The following is a 24,630-nucleotide window of genomic DNA, read 5'->3' as shown; positions in this document are numbered from 1 at the left end:
AAGGTACGAAATCCTTAGTCGAGTACGTTGGTGCCATACCAAACTAATTCACTGAAACGGTCCACCGCTTCTCTCGAAGTCCAGGCGATACCGCGCAGCAGCAAGATTCGAAAGAGCGGGTCATCGAAGGTTGTTGAATAGTGTCCGGGGATCGAAACGAAGACACGGCCGCGATTGCGTTCTAGCGTCCAAAACTGCGGATGGAGCTCACCTTCTTCGCTCGCCGTCCCAAGTACGCGAATCTTCTTCGGATCGCCATGCAGGTTCCAATAGCTTTCATCGTGTAACACCAGCTTGTCAAAGCCCAGCGTAATGGCGTGCGCGTCCGTCGCGTTGAACAACAATTCAACATCTCCATGTCGATACTTAGTCGTCGCCGAGTGAGAGGCAAGGCCGATATGCTCTGCAAAGGATGGTGCATCTTTTCCGGCTTCCACCGCCCAGTGGACAAATACCAAGCCACCTCCTTTAGCCAAATGACGGTCGATAGAGGCTGCCCTCTCGGGAGTCCACCGCCCTTTTTGAAAGAATACGACGGTATTGGCAGCTTCCCATTGTTCGTCTTTAGGCCAGTCCATCGCCGTGTCAATCGTTACCCCATCGGCAGCGGCCATCAGATGACTCCACATCCGAAGCCACGCCGGATAATCATGTTCGCCGGGACCATGGTCTTTCTTACCGGCCACCAACAGAATACTCAACGGCTTGAGCGCAGCCGTTTCGGAACCGACTTGCATCGTCTCCTTTTCGGATTGCTTGGCCGTTCCAAGAATCGATTCGATTTCGCCTCTTCGGCGTATCGGCGTTTTAAATGCTTTGACATCTGTCGGCATGTGCGGTGGCGGAAGCAAGAGAAACGCCATCAAGTCGTCGACTTGTGCTTGAGTCAGCTTTTCTATCACTCCGTCTGGCATTACTGAGAGCTTGGATGGCTTCATTTCGTCGATCTCGTCTCTCCGAAAATGCGTCGTCTTTGCTTCTCGATCACTGAGTGAGTATTGCTCTCCTTCGCTGCGTAGAGCACCGACTAAAACGCGCGCATCATGTAAGAGCACGGAATAAGTGATGTAGTCGGGATTGATTGCGTAGCTCGGCTTCACGATGTCTCGCAAAACCGATTCGTAGTCACGATGGATAACATTCGAAAGATCAGGGCCAATGGCGCTCCCCTTTCCGTTTAACGCATGACACTTCGAGCACCCTGCTTGCTCGCCGTAAAAAAGCCGTCGACCGCGTCCCCAATTGGCATCGGCAAGTTGGGGAATCAATGCATCCACAGCCTTTGTCTCTTCCGACGATTCCATTTCTGCCCAAGGCAGCAAAAACCGATTGAGATGCAATGACCCACGACGAATGTTTTCATTCGAAAGCTTCGCTAACCAATCAACATTCAAAAGGTTAGTTCCGACGCCAGTCTCGCATCGCAATACCAAGGGCACTGCACGAGTTGCTCGCGAAGGAAGAATCGATTGTCCGAAGTAGCTCTCTGCCCGTTGAGTTGCTGGCCTTAAATCGCCAACCGAAGTACCCCACGAGAATGGATGCGAACTTTTAAACGAAAATGAAGACTCCGCAATGAACTGATCTTCTTCGGGTGGATAGTCGAGAGCCGAACCGGGTTGGACACTCGGATAAAAGAGCCCTCGCGCGTCGAGTTGCATCGACATCGTCAAGACACCTGGCCGTTCGAGCCGTTTCCAAAGCTCTTCCGGATGGCGTTGTCCTAGCGTTAGTTTCTTCGCCAAGTCGAAATTGGGATGTGGTAGCCATCCTTGCCAATTGGAAATCGAAGAATCATTAGAACGCCAGTCCACCTGAATACCTTGCAATGAATATGCAAGATCGATGGCTGGTAGTTGTGGAATAGCCGACGCTTGCGGACTTTGATCGTCACGACTAAGTCCGGGAAGACTCAAAGCATAATGAACGGCTTTGCGATGCCGTTCGGTTTGAAAGATCAAGGTGCGCTGGTCAGGAGTAACGCCGACAGAGTGGATCGGAAGCGACTCACGGGGCGTAGCTTGCTGCAGTTTCGTTACGGCATAGCCCGGGCGGATCGTTTCCAGTCGATCGGCCGCCGAAACGTATTCCCCAAACTCAATCGACGTCTTCTTCGTCACTTCCTTGAGAGTTTCCAAATCGATTGCCTGATCGAATTAAACACGGATCTCGCGTTGAGCCGATGACCAAATCGCGATTGGTTGTCCCTGTTGCGAATCGCGATACCTCAGTTTGAAAATCCTACCAAGCCCCGAGGGCCCCGAACCCCAATCCGGCCCACCGCTGTGACACGCGACTAGCAAATCACCTTGGGGTGACAAGCAACAATCAACTGTGAGCATTCCCAAACAGGCGATCAACTGATTGGTTGCAACATATTCGCCGTCGCTGGTCCGAAGCAACCGAGTTCGGTAAATCTTTCCACGCGATTGCCCACAGACAAACAAATCGCCAAACCAATTCGGAGGTCCCCATGTTGGACCATTGGCCTTCGTTGGTAAGTTAAAGGCGAGACCACAGGCAGATTGATGCTGTGGTCGGTAGTCAAAAAGGCTTGGTTCATCGAAAACGTTTGGTAAATGCTTGGGATGACGAGGTGGAAAACCATAGTGTCGGTCCGATTTGATATGAAGGAGTTCATCAAAAGGATTGCCGTTTGGCAGCCAAGTCGCACCTTCTTGGTCCGTTGCGAACAGTTCCTGATGCTCATCAAATCCGAGTCCGATCGTGAAGCGAACTCCGGTACAAACAGTATGTCTTTCAGATAAATCCGGCGAGATCCGTTGAATGGTTCCTCGTTCGGTGTTGAGGTTGAACTGGGACTTGCCGTTCTCGTCCAGTTGATACGCTTTGTTGTAGTCCTTAACACCAATGCCAAAGTAGATTGCACCATCGACGGGCGAAATCGCAACCCCGATCGCATCGACGTTCTGCGGTATTTCAACCCAGCCGGAAGCGATGACACGCTCCTCTTCAGCAATATCATCGCCATCCATATCGAGAATCGCAGAGACCTTCCCTTTGGACGCAACAACGACTCCCCGACCAGCAACTTTTCCCTCGCGAACGCTTGCTGATAACAATGCATGATGCTCGGGGATAACTGCCATCCCAATCGGGCCTCGCAATCGCCCCGTATTCTCGAAGAAACGATGAGCCGTATCTTCCAATCCATCAGCATCGCCGTCACTCAGCAGCCAAATATCTCCGTTATATCCAAGGGCATACAGCTTCCCATCGTCACGGTACCGAAGGTTGTTGACATTCTTTTGTTCGATCGGCAACTCGTGGACAGTAAAGCCCGGCACGAGCATCTGCACGAGCGGCGGCTCATCTGCCACCAACTGCGACGGCATCCAAGAAACGCATGAAAACAGCGCGAGCCAAATAATTGCAGTTGATCGATTCATGGCATGTCCAAATTCACGGCCAATCAAACAAACTTCCCTCCAAATGGGAAAGGACTGAAGAGATTCTACCGAAATTGGCTGTATTGGTATTTGCTTACTACCCGCTCGTCATGGTTTTTGTCGTTCGCCATCTGCTTCCCCATGCGCTTCCTTTAACGCCGCTCCGTGGGAGTCACCTTTCGCTGTCGTTGGAAATCGATGCTGAATTGCATACGCCTCACCGAATTTCGCCCCGATATGATTCAGGAGAACGTGAAGTCTGTCCCCCCCGGCCATTACCCAGCCTCGAATTTCGCAACTTTGCACCTCCCAGTGAGCCAGATCAATGAGCCGAAAAGAAACCCGAGTCAGGCAGACGGTTCATTACCCAGAGTCGTTAACCCGGCGGTTTTCATAACCCAGAGACTCTGAGAGTATTTGTCTCGGATTGGCCCCCAGAGAGGGGCTGTTTTAGCGAGAGTCGCGGCCGGGAATCGAGTCTCTGGCGAGTGGTCGAGAGCCCGAAGATTGCAGGGAAATACGAAAAAAGCCGGTGTTTTGCGTTGCTGCAAGACACCGGCTTAATCGAATAACCTACTGCGGTCAGTTTCCTAACCAAACAGAGAAGTTGCGGGAGCCAGATTCGAACTGACGACCTCGAGGTTATGAGCCTCGCGAGCTACCGGGCTGCTCCATCCCGCAGGAGAGTTATCGCACATCCGCTCGGGATTGTCCAGCCCAAGCCAGAATTTCAGTCCATTACGTCAAAAATCTATCCGCAAAGTTCGCTTCGACAGAAATTTAAACCTCCAACCCAACCCCATGTGCTAAAATTCCAAGCACTCGACGCTCGTTTTCTGCCAAGTTCCACTTTTTAAGGTAGTCGTTTCGCTGCTGCACGCCGTAATATGACTTAGTTCTCGCCATTGTGGCTGCTCAACTTGGAATTGAGTTGCGCGGAAGACGCTGCAGTTGCGTTTGGCGATCGCGGACGGCACTTGGAGAGTGCCTGCTACCCTGGGGTGTTGAGTTTTGTCCTCTTGCTCGTGATACCGATGAGTTCCGTTCCGCCTCCAATCAGCTCAGCCAACGCGGGAGATAGCTCTTCCAGCCACAGTGACGTGCTGCCGTTTCCAAGCAAACGGCCACAACCAATCACTTCGCATTCATCAAACACGGCCCCCCCCAACTTGGCAAAGAAGGGGACGCCCAACGCCGAACAGAGAAACGTCCCGCAAAACAACCCTCAGTCGAAAAATCTCATTGGGTTGCAAGTCAATCAGAAATCGCAGACAAACACCGAGTCCACCCGCAGCTCTGCAAAACCCACTACCAGTTCGTCCACTCTGCCGCCTGTCGCCAAGCCACAGATGTCGGCTCCTGTCCCAACGATCCTCCCCCCCCCGGTCGCTTCCGAACCGCTGGACGTCAACTCGACGTCTGAACTTACGCCGCAGAATTGGCCGCAAGTGATCAAGGCGAAGATTGTCGCTTATCTCACCAGCGATTCTCGCCGTGTTCCGTCCTGGCTGGTCTCTTTTTGTGTACATCTAGGATTGATTCTCATTTTGGCTCTGATCCCCATCATTACGGAGCCGAAGTCGGTCTTCAATTTGTTTCTCAACACTGGCGATGGCGGCGATGGAGAGTTAGCCACCTTCGAACTGGCGGCCGGAAACGTCATCGATGATGCCAGCTTGACCAACGAAGCACTTATGCTGGACTCCATTTCCATGGAAAGCGCTCTGCCAGATATCCAGCCCGCTGAACTGTCGATGTCAATGACCGATTCGACCATGTCGCCCGCCATCAGCATGGGACTTTCGGGGCGTAGCGGTGCTTTGAAGGACGCGTTGCTAGGTGCCTACGGTGGCAATCAAGCTACCGAAGATGCTGTCGATCTAGGTTTGCAATGGCTGGTACGCAACCAACTGAAGGATGGCTCATGGTCGCTGAAAGAGCCATACTCCAACGGCGGTAACCATGTCAATAAGCTTGCGGCCACTTCGATGGCGTTGATCGCCTTTGCGGGTGCTGGTAACACTCCGACGGAAGGCAAGTACCAAGAGGCGGTTTCCAAAGGGCTCAAGCGTCTGCTCAGTTGGCAAACGCCCGAAGGAGGATTTAAGCCTGGTCGCGAAAGCACTCCGGAGCAACATCAATCCTACGCGCACGCTCAAGCAACCATTGCACTGTGCGAGCTTTTTGGAATGACACGCGACAATAGCCTTCGCCTGCCCGCGCAACTCGCGGTCAATCATGCGCAAGATTGGCAAGACCAAAAAAGGGGGGGGTGGAGATATTCGCCGCGCGCCGACTCCGACCTTTCCGTAACGGGCTGGTATGTCATGGCATTGACCAGTGCTCGCATGGCTGGGCTATCGACCGATAAAGCAGTGCTGGATCGTGCGAACAAGTATCTTGATTCCGTGTCGGGAATGAACGGCTCTTCTTACTTTTATACCGATTATTCTCGCATCGGCGACGACAACGCCATCGATCCGGCGATGACCGCCGAAGGCCTGCTGTGCCGCATGTATTTAGGCTGGTCGCCCACCGATCCTCGCGTACTCAAAGGGGCAAGTATGCTCAGCCAGTTGCCGATCTCGATCGACGTGCGATCTCGCGACTATTACTATTGGTATTACGCGACTCAAACGATGCATCATATTGGCCAGTCGGCTTGGACAGGTTGGAATGCAGTCATGCGTGAAGCGCTACCGGCGTTGCAGGTTCGCAGCGGCAATGAAACGGGCAGTTGGCCTCCGCAAGGCGATCCACACGACTACGCAGGCGGCCGTTTGTATGCGACGTGCCTAGCCATCTATTGCTTGGAAGTCTACTATCGCCATCTGCCACTATATAACGATCACGCGAAAAGCACGATGCGATAGGGAACTATCTGGCAGCTCGGAACATGGCCATGAGATCGGCAAGTTCGTCGAGGCTGAGCGTATAGACGATATTCTCTGGCATAATGCTTTGTTCGACAGCTTGTTGCTCTTCGATGTCTTCTTGAGCGATGTCCACGGTCGAACCGTCCGCTAAGAGGTAGCGATTCGACTCGCCTACGCCACCGCCGTTGACTTTGGAACCGACGACCACTTTACCCTCGGTAGTGAGCACTTTCCACGTGACGTAAAGCGGTGCGACTTCTTTGCTGGGTTGCAGGATGGAAATCAAAAGTTGTAGATCCACTGAACCTTTCGCAATCGCTGACAACTCAGGCCCCACAGTCGCTCCGCGGCCTTCCCACGCGTGACACTTCACGCACTGGGATCGAGCCCAAACTCGCCAGCCCGCTTCGGCATCACCTTTGCCTTTGATCTCCGATAGCCAAGCGTCGGTGTCAGACAGTGGTGGATATGAAGCGATGTGCGCCTTGGCTTCCGAAGACTCCGGTGCAGATGATTGTACTTGCGTATGACGTTGAACACGATTGAATTCTTCCGTGAGTTGAGCGAGCGATTCTTTCGATGGCAACGAATCATACGCCTTCATCGCCTTCTGCTGGTCTAGCCCGGATAGAGCCGCGAAGGCATCCGCACGAACTGGCTTATCAAAATCGAGGTCACTGATGATTTTCTCAAGAGTGGAGCGAGCGTCGGCGTCGCCTTTGGCTGCCAGCCAAGCGACATAATGATGAGTCAGCGGGGGATAGTCTTCTTGCCGTACGATCGCATCGATATCGCTGATCTTCGCGCCTTTGTATCCCGCAGCAAGTTCTCGCATGGCAAAAGTGCGCAGCTCGATGCTGTTCCGCTTGGCTAATAACAGTTCTTTCAATACCTCCTCACGTGCTGGATCGATTCGACCACCGGAAGCTCCGCCTGATTTGATGTAGCTGATCGCGGCAATCAGGGGCTTGAGCTCACGCTTGAAATCTAAGTTTGGTTGACCAAGACGATCTTCCAGTGCAGGCAACAATCGCTTGTCGTTTAACTCAGCAGCAAAACGAATTGCCAGGAGACGAGACTCCACGTCGAGTTTCAAGTACGCAACGATTCGTTTTAGTAATAATCCGATTTGTTCATCGCCTGCAGTTTGCCCATTTTCAAGCCATTTCCAATGAAGAAGTCGGAAATCAAGCAGCCAGGGAAACGCTTGCGATCTTCTGAGATCGTACTTTGAGATGCCGTCAAGCTTTGCGGCAACAGACGGCGAAAATTCTATGCTGCGATAGTCCCGCTCGGAATACAGGTCGGCTTCAAAGTAATCGGAAAACGTCTTCGATGCGGCAGCGAAGTAAAGCTCCCACATCTGCAGTGAAGCAACGGTTCGTCTGTACTGTATCGAGTTGCCGAGGGCGGGCATTGAAGCAAACTGCATTGCATGATTCTTCGGCGGGACAAGTTTCCAGATACGTCCCTTACCGTGAACTTCATAGCTGCGATCTACCCAATCCGTAATATAAATCGCCCCTTTGCTATTGGTCGCAAAATCCACCGGCCGAAACATCGAGTTGCCTTGGACTATGACATCACTTTGGTTTTCAAAATCGCCATAGTTTCCAAACGAACTGTCGATCGGCTGCCGAATGGTTTTCTCGTATGCTTCAAGCCGATATGCTTCGATGCGATTGTCACCCCAACTGCTGACGAGCAAGCTATCGCCAATGGGTTCGACAGCACAAGCAGCTTCGCCAACGCCAGCGACCATACCGAAAGTGCCAGGATATTCGCCGTCCCAAGACAAAAGCGGATTGGTGCCCGCGCGTCCAAAGCGAAACTGAAATCCATAATCGGCGCCTTGTGCGACTTGCAGCAGACGGTTGGGCGGCGTGGCGTCAGGATCGTTGTCGACAACGTACAACTGTCCATTCTGTTTGGCTAAGCCAAATGGATTCCAGAAGCCGGTAGCATAGCGTCGTACTTGCGAACCGTCCCGCTTGCAAATAAACACATTGCCGCCTTCGCCACCACCGGTTTGTTTGGATTCATCGGTGCCGATCACTTCATAGTACTCGCCAAAGTTCTCGCCTTGTCCAAACATCAACTCATCGTCACCCACCAGCAGCAAGCCAGATAGTCCATTATGAGGATAGTTCGCTTGCGTCTGATGCTTGATAACCACTTCTTGTTGGTCCGCAACAAAATCGCCGTTGGTGTCTTTATAACGAGTGATACTTGAACGCGTGCTGATATAGACCCAACCGTCAGAGTCGCAGACTAGCGACATGCTGGCCACGCCGCCTTCATGAAACAATTCTCGTCGTTCGAATTTGCCATCCTTATCGGCATCGATATAAACCCAAATACGATCTGTCTTTGGGCCATCGTAGTCTTTGGGTGGAAAGTGCGTGTGGCATTCGATGACATACAAGTTGTCGCTTGAGTCCACATCGCAGCCGGTTGGCGTCACAATGTTCGGCTCGGAGTCAACGAGCTCGATCTGCCAACCTTCCAATAGCACTTTGGGTGTGGGAATTACTGACGTTTGAGCGTCACTCTGCTTGCCGCCGAACCATAGAGAAAAAGCTAAAGTTGTTAGAATAGCAAGCTGCCTGGATAAGCTTTGTGCGAGCATTATGGTACCGTTAGCGAGATGGGCCTAAGTGAACTTGGCCAATTATAGTCGAATTGCAATTGTCGCGTACAGTGGATAGGCCACTGTCATCCCACCTTACCCAGTACTTCGGAAAACTATGTCCAACCGATCTGCGGAGTCCACAAGATTGCCAAAGTCCTTGCGTCGTGAGGTTGGCGTCCCTGGTGCGGTCATGATGGGCTTAGGCGCGATCGTTGGGACAGGGATTTTCGTAAGCATTGGACATGCTGCCAGTGTGTCTGGTGTCTGGGTGGTCACAGCCATCGCCGTGGCAGCATTTGTGGCAGGACTAAATGGACTGAGCAGTGCGCAACTGGCCGCGGCGCATCCGGTGAGCGGCGGGACTTACGAATATGGCTATCGGTGGTTGCACCCGAGCCTAGGTTTCACAGCGGGCTGGATGTTTCTGTGCGCAAAAAGTGCTTCGGCGGCCACGGCGGCCTTAGGGTTTGCTGGGTACGGATTAAGGCTGTTGCATGTGGAGAGCACTTCGCTGCAAGTTCCCATAGGTCTTATTGCTGTCGCGGTAGTGACTGTTTTATTGCTGGCTGGTATCCGATGGAGCAGCATTGTCAATTCGATCGTGGTGTCGATCACGTTAGCGGTACTCGCGATTTTCGTCATTGCCGGTCTGATGACGCTGTGGAGTTTGCCGTTGCAGACGCCGACGCCATTACAAAGCAATGAGTCAATAGAAGAAATTGGATTCAGTGGTTTTCTGCAAGCGTGTGCTTTGATGTTCGTCGCGTACACTGGATACGGTCGAATCGCCACCTTAGGGGAAGAGATACGCGATCCACGTCGCAACATTCCACTTGCAATCATCGTGACGTTGCTGGTCTCGATGTTGCTTTATATCTCGGTCGCATGGGTTTCCATCGCAGTAATTGGTGCCGGCGCGTTGGGCAGTGCAACGCAGCAGGCAGCCGCGCCACTGGAGTTAGTCGCTAGCCAGTTCTCAATTCCAGGCGTGAATACGATCATTGCTATTGGCGCGGTCACTGCCATGTTAGGAGTGTTGATCAATCTGGTTTTGGGGTTGTCGCGGGTTGTGCTGGCGATGGGGCGCCGCGGAGATATGCCAAAACGACTAGCTGAACTTAGCCATGATGCTGGCTCGCCGCGGGCAGCCGTGTTGGTGGTCGGAATGATCATCGCGGGATTGGTATTGATAGGCAATGTGAAGACGACGTGGTCGTTTAGTGCATTCACGGTTTTGATTTACTATGCGATTACGAATATGGCGGCGATGCGGATGACGAACCAAGAACGCCGTTATCCGCGATCGATTGCATGCCTTGGGTTGCTGTCGTGTCTGTTTTTGGCCTTTTGGGTAGACCGTTATGTGTGGGCAACTGGATTTGTATTGATTGGGATCGGGTTGGTTTGGTGGCGTGTGGCGGATTTGGTTCGGCGATAGTGTTGCAGCACACAAGCCGGAAGTTCGTTTAACCGCGTTGGGCATCGCCCCGCGGTGGCATTGTTCGGCGGTGGCATTGTTCGGCGGTGGCGACGCGGCCCGTTGGGCACGCGGTTGAGTGAAAGCGATGCTGAATCAATTGGTGAGTGGGCGTTGATAGGATGCTCCCTCCCCGGTCGCTCGCGGAACTCGCGGCCGACCCTCCCGAGCGGGAGGGTGAAGACAAACGCGTACGCCTACGGCTGACGGTTAAACGAAAGCGATGCTGAATCAATTGGTGAGTGGGCGTTGATATGGTGCTCCCTCCCCGGACGCTCGCGGAACTCGCGGCCGACCCTCCCGAGCGGGAGGGTGAAGACAAACGCGTACGCCTACGGCTGACGGTTAAACGAAATCGATGCTGAATCAATTGGTGAGTTGGCGTTGATAGGATGCCCCCTCCCCGGTCGCTCGCGGCCGACACTCCCGAGCGGGAGGGTGAAGAAGAACACGTACGGCTGACGGCTAAACGAAATCGATGCGAGAACCAGTGCCGCTCTTCTTTTCCGATCAAATCTTAATATTTGACGGTGGGGCAAGCGGCGCAATTGTAATAGGTCCGTGAATTCGTTAGTCACCGCACGCTTCGCACTTGACCGCCGCCCGTTCACACTCACAATGACAAACATCGAATTAGCGTTGAAACGGAACCGCGTAACCAAGATCACTCGATCCAATGAACAAGCGAAAAACTATTCAAATGGTGCTGCTCGCCATCGGCGGGATTGCAACTTTGACGGCAGCCAGTCTCCAGTTCTTCAACTTAATCAGTGTCTTTGGAACGCCAGACAAAGCGATTGCGACCGTGCTCCTGTTGATTGCGGTTGCCATTGGACTTTACCAGTCAGATTACTCGGCTGACAAAGTATCCATCAAGAATTTAGCGATCGCGGCCACCGCTTTAGGTTTTACCCTATTCGCTCTCATTTTTGCGGTCTCAGGCAGTATCACGGCCAGCTTGATGGCAACTTGGTTAAGCTGCTTTGCGATCTTCCGATTGCTGCAACCCAAGGAAATTTGGACTCGACCAGCCGCACTTGCGACCGTCATTTCGATGGTGTTTTGGCTGGCGGGGGAAGCTGGTAGTCTGGTGGTTTTCAAGGATGTCGTTGTTCAATGGACTTCCTGGCTGGCCAGCAGTTTATTGGATACATCGACTGTCGCACACCTTCGGGAAGGTTCTGATATTCGAACCATTGGTGCTTCGCTTAGCATAATGAGCGTCGTGGAATCGTGGCTGGGCATTTTGCCGCTGATTGCCGTGGTTATTTTGCCAGTGATTGTAGGTCGCAAGTCTTTGTTCCAAGCGTGCTGCATGCTGTTGGCTGCGATTGGCGTCTGGATTTGTATGCAGGGGCTATCGATTTGGTGGAACATTTCTACGGCATCGACCGGCGCGGTAACTGGAGCAATTGAGCCAGGAGCGTTGGGCGTCTTGTGGAATCTACTGACACTACTGCTGGCGTTAGGCATTGCGGTGATGGTCAGTGCGATTACGGAAGCGATTCCGCTGGAACGCAATGACTGGGATTATCCGGTGGCAACCTATTTTTGGAATTTCATGGCTCGATTTCCAGCATCAATAACAGCCGACGCGGCTGCGAGAAATTAGAAGAACTTGCTTGTACAATTCCAACCATTTTTGGATGACTTATGCAACGATTATTTAGCGAACTAAAGCGGTTCTTCTTGAATCCCGTCGAGGCCTTTACGGCGTCGATCGAAACATGTGGCGAGTGGAGTGCTTCGCGTCGATGGATGCGAATCTTGCCAATGGTCCCATTTGCCTTATTCTTTATCGGCATATTCATTTTTGCTGCGGTGCGAGATTCGGCTGGCGAGCAACAGCGCGTACGGTCCTACTTTGAGAAGATTGATTCCGAGTATCCTTTGACAAACCTGGAATCGCTGCTTTACCGCGATGTCGTCAAGCTTCAAGCCGCTAATCTGTCGGTCGCTGACGACGAAGAGTACTACGAAGCAAATCAGAATTCATCGACCAGCAGTACAGGCGCTAACCGCGTGACGCTGCAAGATCTAGAGTCCCCGACAGTTGAGCAGTTCGATCGCATCAGCATGACTTTGGCGCGGGTCGAGCAAATCGTGCCAGAGAACGGAGAAGTGAAGTATCGACGTGCGGTCTTGGATGCACTTCAAGGCAACGTCGAATCGGCCAACGAGGTGATCGCCAAATTGACGTCACAATCAGGGATTCCTTTGCTGCCAGCACATCATTGGCAGTCGATCAACTTGCTGAATAAACGTTCCAGCGGTCAAACCGTTTTGGATTCCGAACTAGCCAGAATTCTGGGGCATGCTGTTGAATGGCGATCGGTCAAACCGGAGATCCGTGCGGCATTTGCTGGCCTTCTCTTGTCACAAGGTAAGATCGATCGAGCACTTGATCAACTGATGATTGCCGCTGAACGACAGCCAGGGCGGCTGCTGCCCATCGCGGTTCTTGCGAAAAGCAACAATCGCGAACGTGTCTTTCAGCAGGCGGTGACGAAGGCCGAGAAGTACTATCGTGCCAGAATTGACAAAGCGTCGGAGAAACCGATGGATCGAATCGCTTATGCAGAAACGCAGATGCTGCTGGATCGCAAAGCGATGACGGTGGAAATCTTGAACTCAGGTATTCAAAACTCGACGCTGCCGCAACCCGAGCTGAAACTCGCTTTGTCGGACTTCTATTTGCGTCAGTTTAGCGAATTGCAAAAGGACCAACGCGAGTCGGTCAATACGGATGCGATGGCCATGCTGCTAAAGGCGATTGAGATCGAGCCGTTGAATCCACAACTGGGACGCATCATTGCGATGTTGTTGTCGCAAAACATGATCAAGCAGGACGATATCCCGCGGGCGTTCACCGATGTGTTGGCCAAGCAGATCGCGGCCAGTAAGATTGCCCCTGACACTTTGATGATCTTGGGTGGAATGTACTACCAACAGAAGAAATACTTGCAAGCGGAAACGGCATGGAAGAAAGCTGTCGAGCTGCGTCCCAATTTGATCGAAGCGTTGAATAATCTGGCGATGCTTGAGTTTGATCTTCCCAAGCCAAATACGGAGTTGGCTTTGGAGCGGATACATCGAGCGTTTGAGATGGCACCGCAAAGCGTCGAAGTCTGCGACTCGTACGGCCAAGTGCTGTACAATGTCGGACGTCATCAAGAAGCGATCGCGATGTTTGAGCGAGCGCTTCGTATTGCTCCAGATCGGCCGGCAACGCGAGCGCTGTTGGCCAAATGCTATGCTGCGATTGGCCAAAACGAAATCAGCGAAGCGCATCTGAGATTCATATCGAAAAGTATGCCTGCCGAGAAGGAGTCGGCGGCCGACGCCGACGCGCCCGATCAGCCACCAACTGAGCCAGAAGAGTCCAGCAACGGTCAATAGAGGTGTAGGCCGGTAACAAGGTCGCTTGTGTTATTGCCGGAACTGCGCAAAGCCCGATAGAAAATGAAATCGATACTGAATCAATTGGTGAGTTGGCGTTGAAACGATGCCCCCTCCCCGGTCGCTCGCGGAACTCGCGGCCGACCCTCCCGAGCGGGAGGGTGAAGACGGACGCGTAAGCTGTTCAATGTAGGCCGGAACAAGGTCGCTTGTGTTATTGCCGGAACTGCGCAAAGCCGATCATGAATGGGCTGAGTGGGTTGGTGACGTTGACCAGATACAAGCGACCGATGTTCCGGCGCGGGCGGTGGCTTTGCTTGTTACCGGCCTCCGTAGGCCGACCCTCCCGAAACGGGAGGGTGAAGAAGAACGCGTACGCCTACTGTTTGTAGTACCGCCTTCAGGCGGAATGGGATTGTGGTTACAGCGAGCGTCCGGCTAAAGCCGGGACTTAGAACTAAGACCGCCTGAAGGCGGGACTACGAACGATGCCCCCCCTCCCCAGTCGCTCGCGGAACTCGCGTCCGACCCTCCCGAGCGGGAGGGTGAAGAAGAACGCGTACGCCTACGGCTGACGGTTAAACGAGGATGCGGATTCATTGATCAAGGCTGCTAACAGATGAACTGGGAGCCAAGTGCTTCCGTCAGTGGATCATAGTCTGCACTGCAGAACCCATAACTTAAATGCCTTCGCCAACCTTCAGCATGTGCGAAACCTGGCGAACGCATGGCACCCACGCGTTGCGAGTTATCAATCATCGTCTGAACGTACGATGACATTTTTTGGGTACTGTCTAACCAATTCTGTTGGCTTTGATGCTGCTCCAGCGATAGCCGCTTGCGATCAATGATATCGCTGCAATCGACAATAAAGTGTGGATGGATCGGCTCAAGAACCTGAGTGCAATTGCCGTGCGGTTGAGCATGATAGACTGCGATGTCACCTTGGACGGGTGGCGTGTCAGGGTCACACAGGAAGTTCGGACTGAACTTGATAAATGCCGCAGAGACCGCCAGGCGACATGCGTTCTGATGGTCTTCCATATAATCAATCGGCGCGTGAGTCAGCAGGATTTGAGGATTCGCGCGTCGAACAATGGCAGCGGTTTTGGCCAAGTATTCTGGCGTATAAAATATACCCATGTCGTCACAGAACGGAGCATAAAAGTGTGCTCCTAAAATTTCCGCCGCCCGCTGAGCTTCTGCTAGCCGAATGCGAGCGGTCTCTTCGCGGTTGGTTTCCAAGGAACCACAACAGCCATTGGCAATGTTCAAATAGTGAAGCTCCCAGCCACGTTTCTGCAACTGAAGCATCGTCCCCGCCATCACGAATTCGATGTCGTCGGGATGAGCGGCAATGGCAAGTACGCTTGGCATAGGTTTTTGTCCTTGTGGGTGAGGGGTGAGTGATGCTGAGGAGGAAGTGTTGCGTAGGAAGGAGACCTTTCCGCCTGAAGGCGGTACTACGAACTAACACTTCCGCCTGAAGGCGGTACTACGAACTACTGACTACCTTTTCAGCGGACGATTAATACTCGTTGCCGGCCGCTTCGTTCGATTCGGTCGCCGCTGGTGTGGCCGACTGAGCGACTTGTCGAATCTTGCGCGAATGGACCTCTTGGCATAGCATCGAGATCACTTCGTCCACCGGTTTGGCTCCCAGATCGCCATCGATACGATCTCGAAGCGAAACCATATTGTTCTCGGCTTCCTTCGGTCCAATCACAGCCATGTACGGAATCAATTCAAGCTGCGCGTCGCGAATCTTCGCCTGAACCTTTGCACCACGTGCATCGGTCGAGACACGCAAGCCAGCGGCAGTCATCTTTTCTTCCAACTGCATCGCAAAATCATTACTCTTTTCGCTGAGCGGACAGATGCGAACTTGTTCCGGTGCAAGCCACAGTGGGAATGCGCCTGCGAAGTGTTCGATCAACATACCGACGAATCGTTCCATCGAGCCGAATGGAGCTCGGTGGATCATGACAGGGCGATGCGTACCATTGTCCGAACCGATGTATTCCAACTGGAATCGCTCGGGCAAGTTATAGTCCAACTGCACGGTCCCTAATTGCCATTGGCGTCCGATGCAATCGCGGACCATGAAGTCTGCTTTTGGACCGTAAAATGCCGCTTCGCCTTCGGCGGCACTAAAAGGCAATCCGGATTCCTCCAACACACGCCGCAGTGCAGATTCGGCTTTCTGCCAATTCTCTTCTGAACCAACGTACTTATCGCTCTTGGGGTCACGCAATGATAACTGAACGCGATAGTCACTAAGGCCGACGCTTTCGAGCACAAAGCGAGTTAGGTCGATCGTCTTACGAAACTCGTCTTCGACTTGGTCCGAGGTACAGAAGATATGTGCATCGTCTTGAGTAAGTCCGCGGACGCGCAGCATACCGTTCAACTCGCCCGTTTGTTCGTATCGATAGACCGTTCCAAATTCGAATAGGCGCAGCGGCAGTTGCTTGTAGGAACGAGGTACCGCTTTGTAGATCATCGCATGATGAGGGCAATTCATCGGCTTGACGAGGTATCGTTCGTGCGAACTTTGCCAAGTCTTCAGTTCTGCGATTTTCGCTGCCTTCGATTCCGCCTTGGCGTACTCTTTCAATTCGCAGCCCATCACCGCCGCTGCGGCCAGGAACGCATGTTCTTCCTTCTCCAGCATGCCACGCTCGGAACTCAACCGTTCGATCCACGCATCGACCAAAGCACCAGCGCTTTCCACGAAGAGGGGGGGGAATTGGGAATCGCGATAGTATGGAAAATGTCCGCTGGTTTCATACAGTTCCACGCGTCCCAGATGCGGACTGTAGACGGGTTGATAGCCACGTTTGAGCAGTTCACCGCGTAAAAAATCTTCCAGCAGCAAACGGATCCGAGCTCCTTTGGGCATCCATAAGCAGAATCCTTGGCCGACTTCTGGCGAGATCTGGAAAAAGCCCAACTTCTTACCCAGCACACGATGGTCACGACGCTTGGCCTCTTCCATTTGTTCTAGATGTGCCTGCATATCTTTCTTGCTGAAGAAAGCGGTACCATAGACCCGTTGCAGTTGTTTGCCGGCCGAATCCCCTTTCCAATAAGCGCCTGCCACGCTCATTACTTTGAAGGCCTTAATTCGTCCCGCGTCGGGAATGTGGGGGCCTCGGCATAAATCGACGAATTCGCCTTGGCGGTAAAAGCCCAGCTCGGGATGTTCGGCGAGCCCCGTCTCGATATGTTCGACTTTCAAAGCCTGATTCATGCCTTTGCACAGCTCGATCGCTTCGGGACGCGGCAAGGCAAATCGCTCAAAGGACTCCGCATCCTTGACCAACTGTTCCATCTCCGCTTCGATCGCGGCAAAATCGTCTTCGTTCAGTTTGTGCGGTAAGTCGAAATCGTAGTAGTAACCGTTGTTGGTGGTTGGACCGAATGCTAAAGACACGTCGGGAAACAAACGCATGATCGCTCGGGCCATCACGTGCGCCGCCGAATGTCGCAAGACCCCAAGTGATTCGGGATCTCGTTCGGTCAGCAGTCTCAAAGCAAGCGGAGTGGTCGCATTATCGCTTTGCAAGTCCGCCAGCGGGCGATTCGCGTCCACAATCGTATCATTCACTTTTGCCGCGATCACGGCATCCGCTAGCCGCTGGCCGATCGTCTTGGCGATCGAAAGCGGGGTCGCGGCATGGTCGACGTTTAGAATTTTTCCGTCCGGTAGTTGTACTGAAATCATGGTTATCTTTGTCTGCGCCCTACAGGCGTCCTTCCTATCAAAACAGACCTTTCCTCCGCCGCCGTGGTTGCGATTGCAAAAGTTAGCGGTTGCGGTTCAATAGTGTAACGCCCAAAACCATTCTGTGTTATACGACGTCTGCCTGAAAGGACTCCCGTGGATCGAGAAATTGTCGTCAAAGGAGCTCGTGAGCACAATTTACAGAATGTCGATCTAGCACTTCCCCACGGAAAATTGATCTGTTTTACAGGTGTCAGCGGCAGCGGCAAAAGTTCGCTGGCCTTTGATACCATTTACGCCGAGGGACAGCGGCGTTATCTGGAAAGCTTGTCCAGTTATGCACGCCAATTCATTGGCCAACTGCCGAAACCGGACGTCGACCATCTATCGGGCCTGAGTCCGTCGATTTCTATCAGCCAAAAATCGACCAGCAATAATCCTCGCAGCACGGTTGGCACCATTACCGAAATCCAAGATTTCCTTCGCGTGCTGTTCGCTCGCGTGGCGACTTCGTTTTGCCCAAGCTGCGACCAGCCCGTCACAGCTCAAACCCTGGATCAAATTGCCGCAAGCATTATTTCAAACTTTGGTGGCAGCGAAGTCGTTCTCCTCGCGCCGATCATTCGGCTTCAGAAAGGCGAGCACCGCGACCTTTTTGAACAGCTCCAACGACAGGGCTTTTTGCGAGCACGCGTCGACGGTGCCCTGATTGAACTAGCGGACCCGCCCAAGCTAGACAAACTTAAAAAGCATGATGTCGAATTGTTGATCGATCGTGTGCTGGTGCATGACGAATCGTCGCCGCAAGCTGATCGCAAACCGCTGCTGGACGCCTTGGCCGTCGCCATTCGTTTCGGCGAAGGCAGCGTGATTGTTGCCGCTAGCGATACCGCTGCCTCAACTGCCGCTGCATCGAGTGACTCGGCAAAAGCGTCGAAGGGGACCAAGCCCAGTTCGAGGCGGAAAAAGAAATCCAGCAACGAACAAGTCTTCTCGACTCAGTTCTCTTGCGCATCTTGTCAGATATCGCTGCAGCCGCCCAGCCCTCAGATGCTCAGCTTTAATTCGCCGCAAGGTATGTGCCCACGCTGCGACGGACTGGGCGTCACTTATTCCTACGATCTTGAACTGCTGATACCGGACCCCAAGCTGTCGATTCGCGGAGGTGCTTTGACGCTGCTGGGCGATTGGGCAAGTCTATCTAAGGCGACGCAAGTGCGTTTGCGTTCTATCGCCGATAGTATGGAGAAGCTATTTGGAACTGCAAAAGGCCATCTGCTGAAGACGCCGTGGATGAAATTAAAGCCCGAGTATCAACACTTTTGGCTTTATGGCGATAGCAAGCCGCTGGTACAGAAAGAACGCCGCAGTGGTCGTCGAGCGACGTTGGTTTTTAAATCCTTTGCGGGCCTATTGAGTGAGTTCAAATCAACTTGGGAGAGCTCCAAGAATCCGATGCAGCGTCGGCAGCATGAGAAGTTGATGCGCACCATGAACTGCGACGAGTGCGAGGGCCAGCGGCTGAACGCTCAAGCTCGTCACCTGCGGCTGAAGACTTCCAGTTCGGCAGCGGCATTCAAAAAACGAGCGTGGCTGTCGCTGGCCGATGTCGGCGATCTAGCTATTGCCGATTGCTTCGAGTTCTTTGAACATCTGGAACTCGATACGCTTAATTGGCAGATTGCCAGCGAAGCGGTCAAGGAGATTCGCGCTCGCTTGGGGTTCTTGCTAGAAGTTGGACTTGAATACCTGACGCTGAATCGAACAGCGCCCACTTTATCTGGCGGCGAATCGCAGCGGATACGGCTGGCATCACAGATCGGCTCCGGCTTGGTCGGCGTCACTTACGTCTTGGATGAGCCTTCGATCGGCTTGCATCCTCGCGATAACGATCGATTGATCCATTCGCTGAAGCGATTGCGCAACCTGGGCAATACTTTGCTGGTGGTCGAACATGACGAAGACACGATGCAGCAGGCAGATCTAGTCGTCGATTTTGGACCAGGCCCCGGCGTGCGTGGCGGCAAGCTTTTGAAGATCGGCGACTGGCAAGACATCGCTTCGGACGGCGATAGCTTAACAGGGGCTTATCTTTCAGGTCGTTTGAACATTGGTCGGCCCGAGAAGCGTCGTGCGGGCAACGGTAAATCGCTGAAGATTCAAGGCGCTCGGCATCACAACCTCAAGAATGTCGATGTCGAAATTCCGCTGGGCTGTTTAGTGTGTGTGACCGGGGTCAGCGGCAGCGGTAAAAGCTCATTGATCAGCGATATTCTGACGCCCGCATTGTCCAACCTGCTGATGAAAGCGGAACAGAAGCCGGGGGCTCACGCTTCGATTGTGGGTGCCGAACATCTCGACAAGATTATCGATATCGATCAAAGCCCCATCGGTCGTACGCCTCGCAGCAATCCCGCGACGTATGTCAAAGTGTTCGACGAAATTCGAAACCTGTATGCCCAATTACCAGACGCGAAACGCAGAGGGTTTAACGCGGGGCGGTTTAGCTTCAATACCGAAGGCGGTCGCTGCAGCGCTTGCGGTGGTAACGGGGCCACTAGCCTGGACATGGAGATGTTGGCTGATATTTGGGTTCCGTGTCCGGTGTGCGATGGCAAACGTTATGACCATGAGACGTTAGATGTCCGCTTCAAAGAAGCATCGATCGCCGACACGCTGGAGATGGACGTGCAGCAGGCGCTTCAGCACTATGCGAATATACCGAAGATCGCAGAGAAGCTGCAAACGCTGCATGATGTTGGATTGGATTACATCAAGCTTGGGCAACCATCGCCAACGCTCAGTGGCGGCGAAGCGCAACGGATCAAGCTGGCCAAAGAACTTAGCCGCCGCTCGACAGGGAAGACAATCTTCGTACTCGATGAACCGACCACCGGTTTGCATTTCCACGATATCTCGATGCTATTGAGCGTTCTGCAGCGATTGGTGGATCTAGGAAACACGGTTGTTGTTGTCGAGCACAACTTGGATCTCATTCAAGCGGCCGACTGGATCATCGACCTGGGGTTGGAAGGCGGCGATGGCGGCGGTCAAATCATTGCGACGGGTACTCCAGAGGATGTCGTCAAGCACAAGAAGTCATATACCGCACGGTCACTGCTGCGGTACTTCGAACAACAAGTCGCAAAGAATGTCATTAAGAAGCGATCGAAGAAGTCGCCAAGCAAATCGGCGACGAAAACGAGCGATGATTTCATTCCTACACCGCTGGAAAGCATCACGGTGCAGAACGCTCAGATGCACAATCTGAAATCGGTCGATGTAACGATCCCGCGCGACAAGATGACGGTGTTTTGCGGACACAGTGGCAGCGGGAAAACCTCGTTGGCCATGGATACAATCTATGCCGAAGGGCAACGACGCTATGTCGAAAGCTTAAGTTCGTATGCTAGGCAGTTCGTGGGCCAGATGCCCAAACCCATCGTGGACTCGATCACCGGTTTGTCGCCCGCCGTCGCGTTGGAACAAAAAAACCTTGGCCACACGCCTCGCAGCACGGTTGGTACCGTGACAGAAATCTATGATTATCTGCGAGTGCTGATGGCGCGGGCGGCCAGCATGCGTTGTCCCGCGTGCAAATCAGAAGTGAAGACGCAGACGATCGATCAAATTGTCGACCGCGTAATGGAACATCCAGCAGGCACAAAAGCGATGTTGCTGGCTCCGATTATCGATGCCAAATCGATGCCAAATCGTGTCGTCGATGATGCGTTCTTTGACAAACTGACCGCCGATGGGTACACACGTGTTCGCATCAATGGCGAGACGACGTTGATTGCCGAGCGTGGTCCGCTGGACGCGCTGAAGAGGAACGAAATCCAAGTCGTGGTGGATCGCGTTACCATCGACAAGAAATCTCGATCACGACTAGCAGATTCCATCGAGCAAGCGTTGCGGCTTGGCGATGGACGGCTCCGGTTGGCTTTGGCGAATGAAGCACGCATGGAAAAGAACTGGGAGATCGAAACGCATTCATTGCATTTGGCCTGCGTGAATTGTGGCAAGTCGTACGAGCATTTGACGCCGCATAATTTTTCATTCAACAGTGCCGTCGGTTGGTGCGATAGCTGTAACGGTCTGGGCACTCAGATCGGCCGCAACCTTGACAGCTTTATCGATCCCACGCGTTCGCTGCTGCAACAGGGCATCACGTTGTGGCCTATGTTGCAAACGCCAGAATCACAAGCGATGCTTAGCGCGGTTGCGCATCAGCATGGGTTCCGTATCGACGTCCCAATCGGCTCATTATCGGCCGCACATCGACAACTGCTAATGTTTGGCTCTGGCGAGCAATGGTATGAAGTGCCTGCGAGCAAGGATATCCACGTCGGATTTTCGTTTCAATTTCGCGGCGTGGTGCCTGCGCTGGAAACCGCTTCCCGAGCGAGCACCACGGTCCGCATGCAACTGGATACGATCATCGCGGAAGTGGAATGCCTATCTTGCGCTGGTTCACGCGTCCGACCAGAAGCAGCGCATGCTGTGTTCCATGACCATACGATTGTCGACTTAGTCAATCAGTCGTTGGGGAATTTGCTGCAATTGGTAAGCTCCTGGAAACTCACCGCGCATGAGAAGAAGTATTGCGCAGAGCTGATCGCTGAAATTCGCAAACGTTTAGAATTCCTGGTCGAAGTCGGACTTGACTATCTGACACTTGGCCGAGCGGCCAACAGCCTGAGCGGCGGTGAAGCGCAACGCATTCGCTTGGCAGCGCAACTGGGCAGCGGCTTGTGTGGCGTGCTGTATGTGCTGGACGAACCGACCATCGGCTTGCATCCGCGAGACAATCATCGCTTAATATCCGCGATGCACCGATTGCGGGACAACGGCAATACGTTAATTGTGGTGGAACATGATCGCGATGTGATTGCAAGCTGCGATCAGTTGTGTGACTTTGGCCCCGGTTCAGGACATTTGGGAGGCACCGTCGTCGACCAAGGGCCAGTGGAACAGGTGAAGCGGCGCGGGCAAGGCGTAACTGGCCCTCACTTGAGTGGCAAGAACGCGATTGCAATTCCCACCAATCGGCGTCCAATCGCTGCCTCCAGTGAGATGCTGGTGATTCGCGACGCACACATGCACACGCTGAGGCATATCGATGTATCCATTCCGCTCGGAAGATTCACGGCGATCGCTGGGCCAAGCGGTTCGGGTAAAAGCAGTTTGATCAATGGTATCCTCTATCCATCGCTGGCGCGGAAGTACCACCGCGCGAATGTAACGCCGGGCCCTCATCGCGGGATCGAAGGCACGCGTGGGATCGATAAAGTTGTCCGTGTCGATCAAAGTCCGCTGGGTAATTCGCCTTCGTCAACGCCAGCTACTTACACGGGCATCTTTGATGATATTCGTAATGTGTTCGCCCGACAGCCGCAAGCAGCCGGCGCTGGCCTGACCGCCCGTGACTTCAGTTTTAATGTTCCCGGCGGTCGCTGCGAGAAATGCGAAGGCAACGGTCAATGTCGAGTCGAAATGCATTTTCTACCTGACGTGTGGGTCCAGTGCGACTCATGCAACGGCCAGCGATATCAAAGCCGAACGTTGGATGTGTTGTATGGTGGGAAGTCGATCAACGATGTGCTGAATATGTCGATCGTGCAAGCCAAAGAGGTCTTTAAGACGGAAAAACGCATCATGCGCGTTTTGAATATCTTGGACGATGTGGGCTTGGGATATGTTTCGCTAGGGCAGTCGGCCCCAACGCTGAGCGGCGGGGAAGCTCAACGCGTAAAGCTAGCGGCCGAACTGGCGCGGCCAGCGACAGGTAAGACTTTATATTTGTTCGACGAACCCACCACCGGCTTGCACTTTGACGATATCGCAAAACTACTGGATGTGTTCCATCGATTGGTCGATCAAGGCAACACGGTCGTGGTCATTGAACACAATCTAGACGTGATCAAGAACGCAGACTGGGTCATCGAGCTGGGGCCTGAAGCGGGCTGGGCTGGGGGCCAATTAGTATTCGCAGGCACTCCGGAGCAACTGGTTGATTACGCTGTCGCCACAGAAGCGAGATTGACCGCTACCAGCCAGACGACGAAATCAACTGCGAAAACCAAGGCGAAACGTGTGCCGAAGAAAGTCGACGCGTCGCAAAACTATGCTTCCGCGGCCGTTGCGGTGTTAGAGCCAGCAGATAAACTACCTTTAGTCAGCCACACCGGCAGTGCGCTCGCGTCAGTGCTCGCAACTGGTCCGTATCGCCAGCGGCAGGCAGTCGAACTGGTAGAAGCAAATGGGCTTCCACCCGCGGTCGGCAAGCTTCAGGAGGTGCCGGATTTGGGACGCTACATTTTTGACGCGGTCTTGAATGGCGAGACGGTGAATAAGCGAGAGTTGCTGGACATACTTTCGTCGATGAGCCAACTGCAGCGCCAGCAGACGATTGAAAATTTCTACCAAGCGATCGTTGGCCCGTCTTCCGAAGCGACGATGGTTGCTGATCCGCCTGCCATCGGTAGCTTTGAAGCTCCGTTTCGTGATGCTCAACAGAGTGACCAAGACGACGATGCTCTATTGATTGGAATGGATGAAATTGCTGTTGCAGTCATGGAATGTGTGCAGGAATCTGGCATGTTCGACTTAGTGTCCGATAACTCCGACGAAGTGACGGTTAAGCTTGGCAACTCAAGCCAATGGTTTATTAAAGCTCAACACGATGACCAGTGGGCGACGTTACAAATACGAGTCCCGTTGGCAAAGCTGAATAGCAATCCGCCCCCTCCTGTGCGGGCTCATCATGATTCGATGCGCAGTGACCAAGGGAACTCAAAGCAAAAGATTGGATATCGATTCACGGTCAATGGCGACTGGAGTTTAGTGACCTTAACGGTGGGCCCTAATTCGACGGTGCATCGAGAAGACTTCATGGATTGGGTAGCGTTTATGATGTACGGCTTCTACGATGTATCGACTAGGGCCTGATCGTTCAAGCGGTCATAGGTGCCATAGCGAACGCGTCAAGCGGTTCGATGTAGGCCGGAACAAGGTCGCTTGTGCTGTTGCCGGAGCTGCGCAAAGCCGATCATGAATGGGCTGAGTGGGTTGGTGACGTTGACCAGATTCAAGCGACCGATGTTCCG

At 53.3% G+C, this 24,630-nt stretch carries 10 protein-coding genes and 1 tRNA gene; 5 read left to right on the top strand and 6 right to left on the bottom strand.

Going from position 1 to position 24,630, the window contains the following annotated elements:
• Positions 1–14: 14 nt before the first annotated feature.
• The 3 genes from SH302x_RS11825 to SH302x_RS11815 form a co-directional block, all read right to left on the bottom strand.
• Positions 15–2,138, bottom strand: a complete 2,124-nt coding sequence (locus SH302x_RS11825) for a ThuA domain-containing protein (RefSeq protein ID WP_479368893.1) — start codon at positions 2,136–2,138, stop codon at positions 15–17.
• A gap of 18 nt (positions 2,139–2,156) precedes the next feature.
• The gene (locus SH302x_RS11820; RefSeq protein ID WP_479368892.1) at positions 2,157–3,410 is read right to left on the bottom strand and encodes a PQQ-dependent sugar dehydrogenase; all 1,254 of its coding nucleotides are present in this window, start codon (positions 3,408–3,410) and stop codon (positions 2,157–2,159) included.
• Positions 3,411–4,017: 607 nt separating this feature from the next.
• Positions 4,018–4,091, bottom strand: a tRNA-Met gene (locus SH302x_RS11815).
• 353 nt (positions 4,092–4,444) lie between these two features.
• Between SH302x_RS11815 and SH302x_RS11810 the strand changes: the two genes are divergently transcribed.
• Positions 4,445–6,283, top strand: a complete 1,839-nt coding sequence (locus SH302x_RS11810) for a prenyltransferase/squalene oxidase repeat-containing protein (protein WP_479368891.1) — start codon at positions 4,445–4,447, stop codon at positions 6,281–6,283.
• Positions 6,284–6,287: 4 nt separating this feature from the next.
• Here SH302x_RS11810 and SH302x_RS11805 read toward each other — a convergent pair whose 3' ends face one another.
• Positions 6,288–8,915, bottom strand: coding sequence for a PVC-type heme-binding CxxCH protein (locus SH302x_RS11805; RefSeq protein WP_479368890.1), 2,628 nt, complete (start codon positions 8,913–8,915; stop codon positions 6,288–6,290).
• A gap of 118 nt (positions 8,916–9,033) precedes the next feature.
• On the opposite strand from SH302x_RS11805, the gene SH302x_RS11800 reads away from it, so the two are divergent.
• From SH302x_RS11800 to SH302x_RS11790, 3 genes are all read left to right on the top strand, one after another.
• Positions 9,034–10,356: an APC family permease gene (locus tag SH302x_RS11800; protein ID WP_479368889.1), complete on the top strand. Its 1,323-nt coding sequence runs from the start codon at positions 9,034–9,036 to the stop codon at positions 10,354–10,356.
• Positions 10,357–11,071: 715 nt separating this feature from the next.
• Positions 11,072–12,007, top strand: a complete 936-nt coding sequence (locus tag SH302x_RS11795) for a hypothetical protein (RefSeq protein WP_479368888.1) — start codon at positions 11,072–11,074, stop codon at positions 12,005–12,007.
• A gap of 41 nt (positions 12,008–12,048) precedes the next feature.
• Positions 12,049–13,794 carry a tetratricopeptide repeat protein gene (locus tag SH302x_RS11790; protein ID WP_479368887.1) on the top strand — a complete coding sequence of 582 codons (1,746 nt, stop codon included), beginning with the start codon at positions 12,049–12,051 and terminating at the stop codon, positions 13,792–13,794.
• Between the two features lie 612 nt (positions 13,795–14,406).
• On the opposite strand, the gene SH302x_RS11785 is transcribed toward SH302x_RS11790, so the two are convergent.
• Both SH302x_RS11785 and thrS read right to left on the bottom strand, forming a co-directional pair.
• Positions 14,407–15,171, bottom strand: a complete 765-nt coding sequence (locus SH302x_RS11785) for a PIG-L deacetylase family protein (RefSeq protein ID WP_479368886.1) — start codon at positions 15,169–15,171, stop codon at positions 14,407–14,409.
• A 151-nt stretch (positions 15,172–15,322) separates the two neighbouring features.
• Positions 15,323–17,521 carry a threonine--tRNA ligase gene (thrS, locus tag SH302x_RS11780; protein WP_479368885.1) on the bottom strand — a complete coding sequence of 733 codons (2,199 nt, stop codon included), beginning with the start codon at positions 17,519–17,521 and terminating at the stop codon, positions 15,323–15,325.
• A 156-nt stretch (positions 17,522–17,677) separates the two neighbouring features.
• Between thrS and uvrA the strand changes: the two genes are divergently transcribed.
• A complete protein-coding gene (uvrA, locus tag SH302x_RS11775; RefSeq protein ID WP_479368884.1) occupies positions 17,678–24,472 on the top strand; it encodes an excinuclease ABC subunit UvrA in 6,795 nt (2,264 codons plus the stop codon).
• The last annotated feature ends 158 nt before the right edge of the window (positions 24,473–24,630 follow it).

Source organism: Njordella calcicola (assembly GCF_056494125.1).
This window is presented reverse-complemented; position numbering and strand designations above follow the sequence as displayed.

What these genes read in the sequence shown, in the direction of transcription:
- SH302x_RS11820 (WP_479368892.1), bottom strand. Translation starts at nt 3,410, where the DNA reads ATGAATCGATCAACTGCAATTATTTGGCTCGCGCTGTTTTCATGCGTT.
- SH302x_RS11785 (WP_479368886.1), bottom strand. Translation starts at nt 15,171, where the DNA reads ATGCCAAGCGTACTTGCCATTGCCGCTCATCCCGACGACATCGAATTC.
- SH302x_RS11790 (WP_479368887.1), top strand. Translation starts at nt 12,049, where the DNA reads ATGCAACGATTATTTAGCGAACTAAAGCGGTTCTTCTTGAATCCCGTC.
- SH302x_RS11805 (WP_479368890.1), bottom strand. Translation starts at nt 8,915, where the DNA reads ATGCTCGCACAAAGCTTATCCAGGCAGCTTGCTATTCTAACAACTTTA.
- thrS (WP_479368885.1), bottom strand. Translation starts at nt 17,521, where the DNA reads ATGATTTCAGTACAACTACCGGACGGAAAAATTCTAAACGTCGACCAT.
- SH302x_RS11810 (WP_479368891.1), top strand. Translation starts at nt 4,445, where the DNA reads ATGAGTTCCGTTCCGCCTCCAATCAGCTCAGCCAACGCGGGAGATAGC.
- SH302x_RS11800 (WP_479368889.1), top strand. Translation starts at nt 9,034, where the DNA reads ATGTCCAACCGATCTGCGGAGTCCACAAGATTGCCAAAGTCCTTGCGT.
- SH302x_RS11795 (WP_479368888.1), top strand. Translation starts at nt 11,072, where the DNA reads ATGAACAAGCGAAAAACTATTCAAATGGTGCTGCTCGCCATCGGCGGG.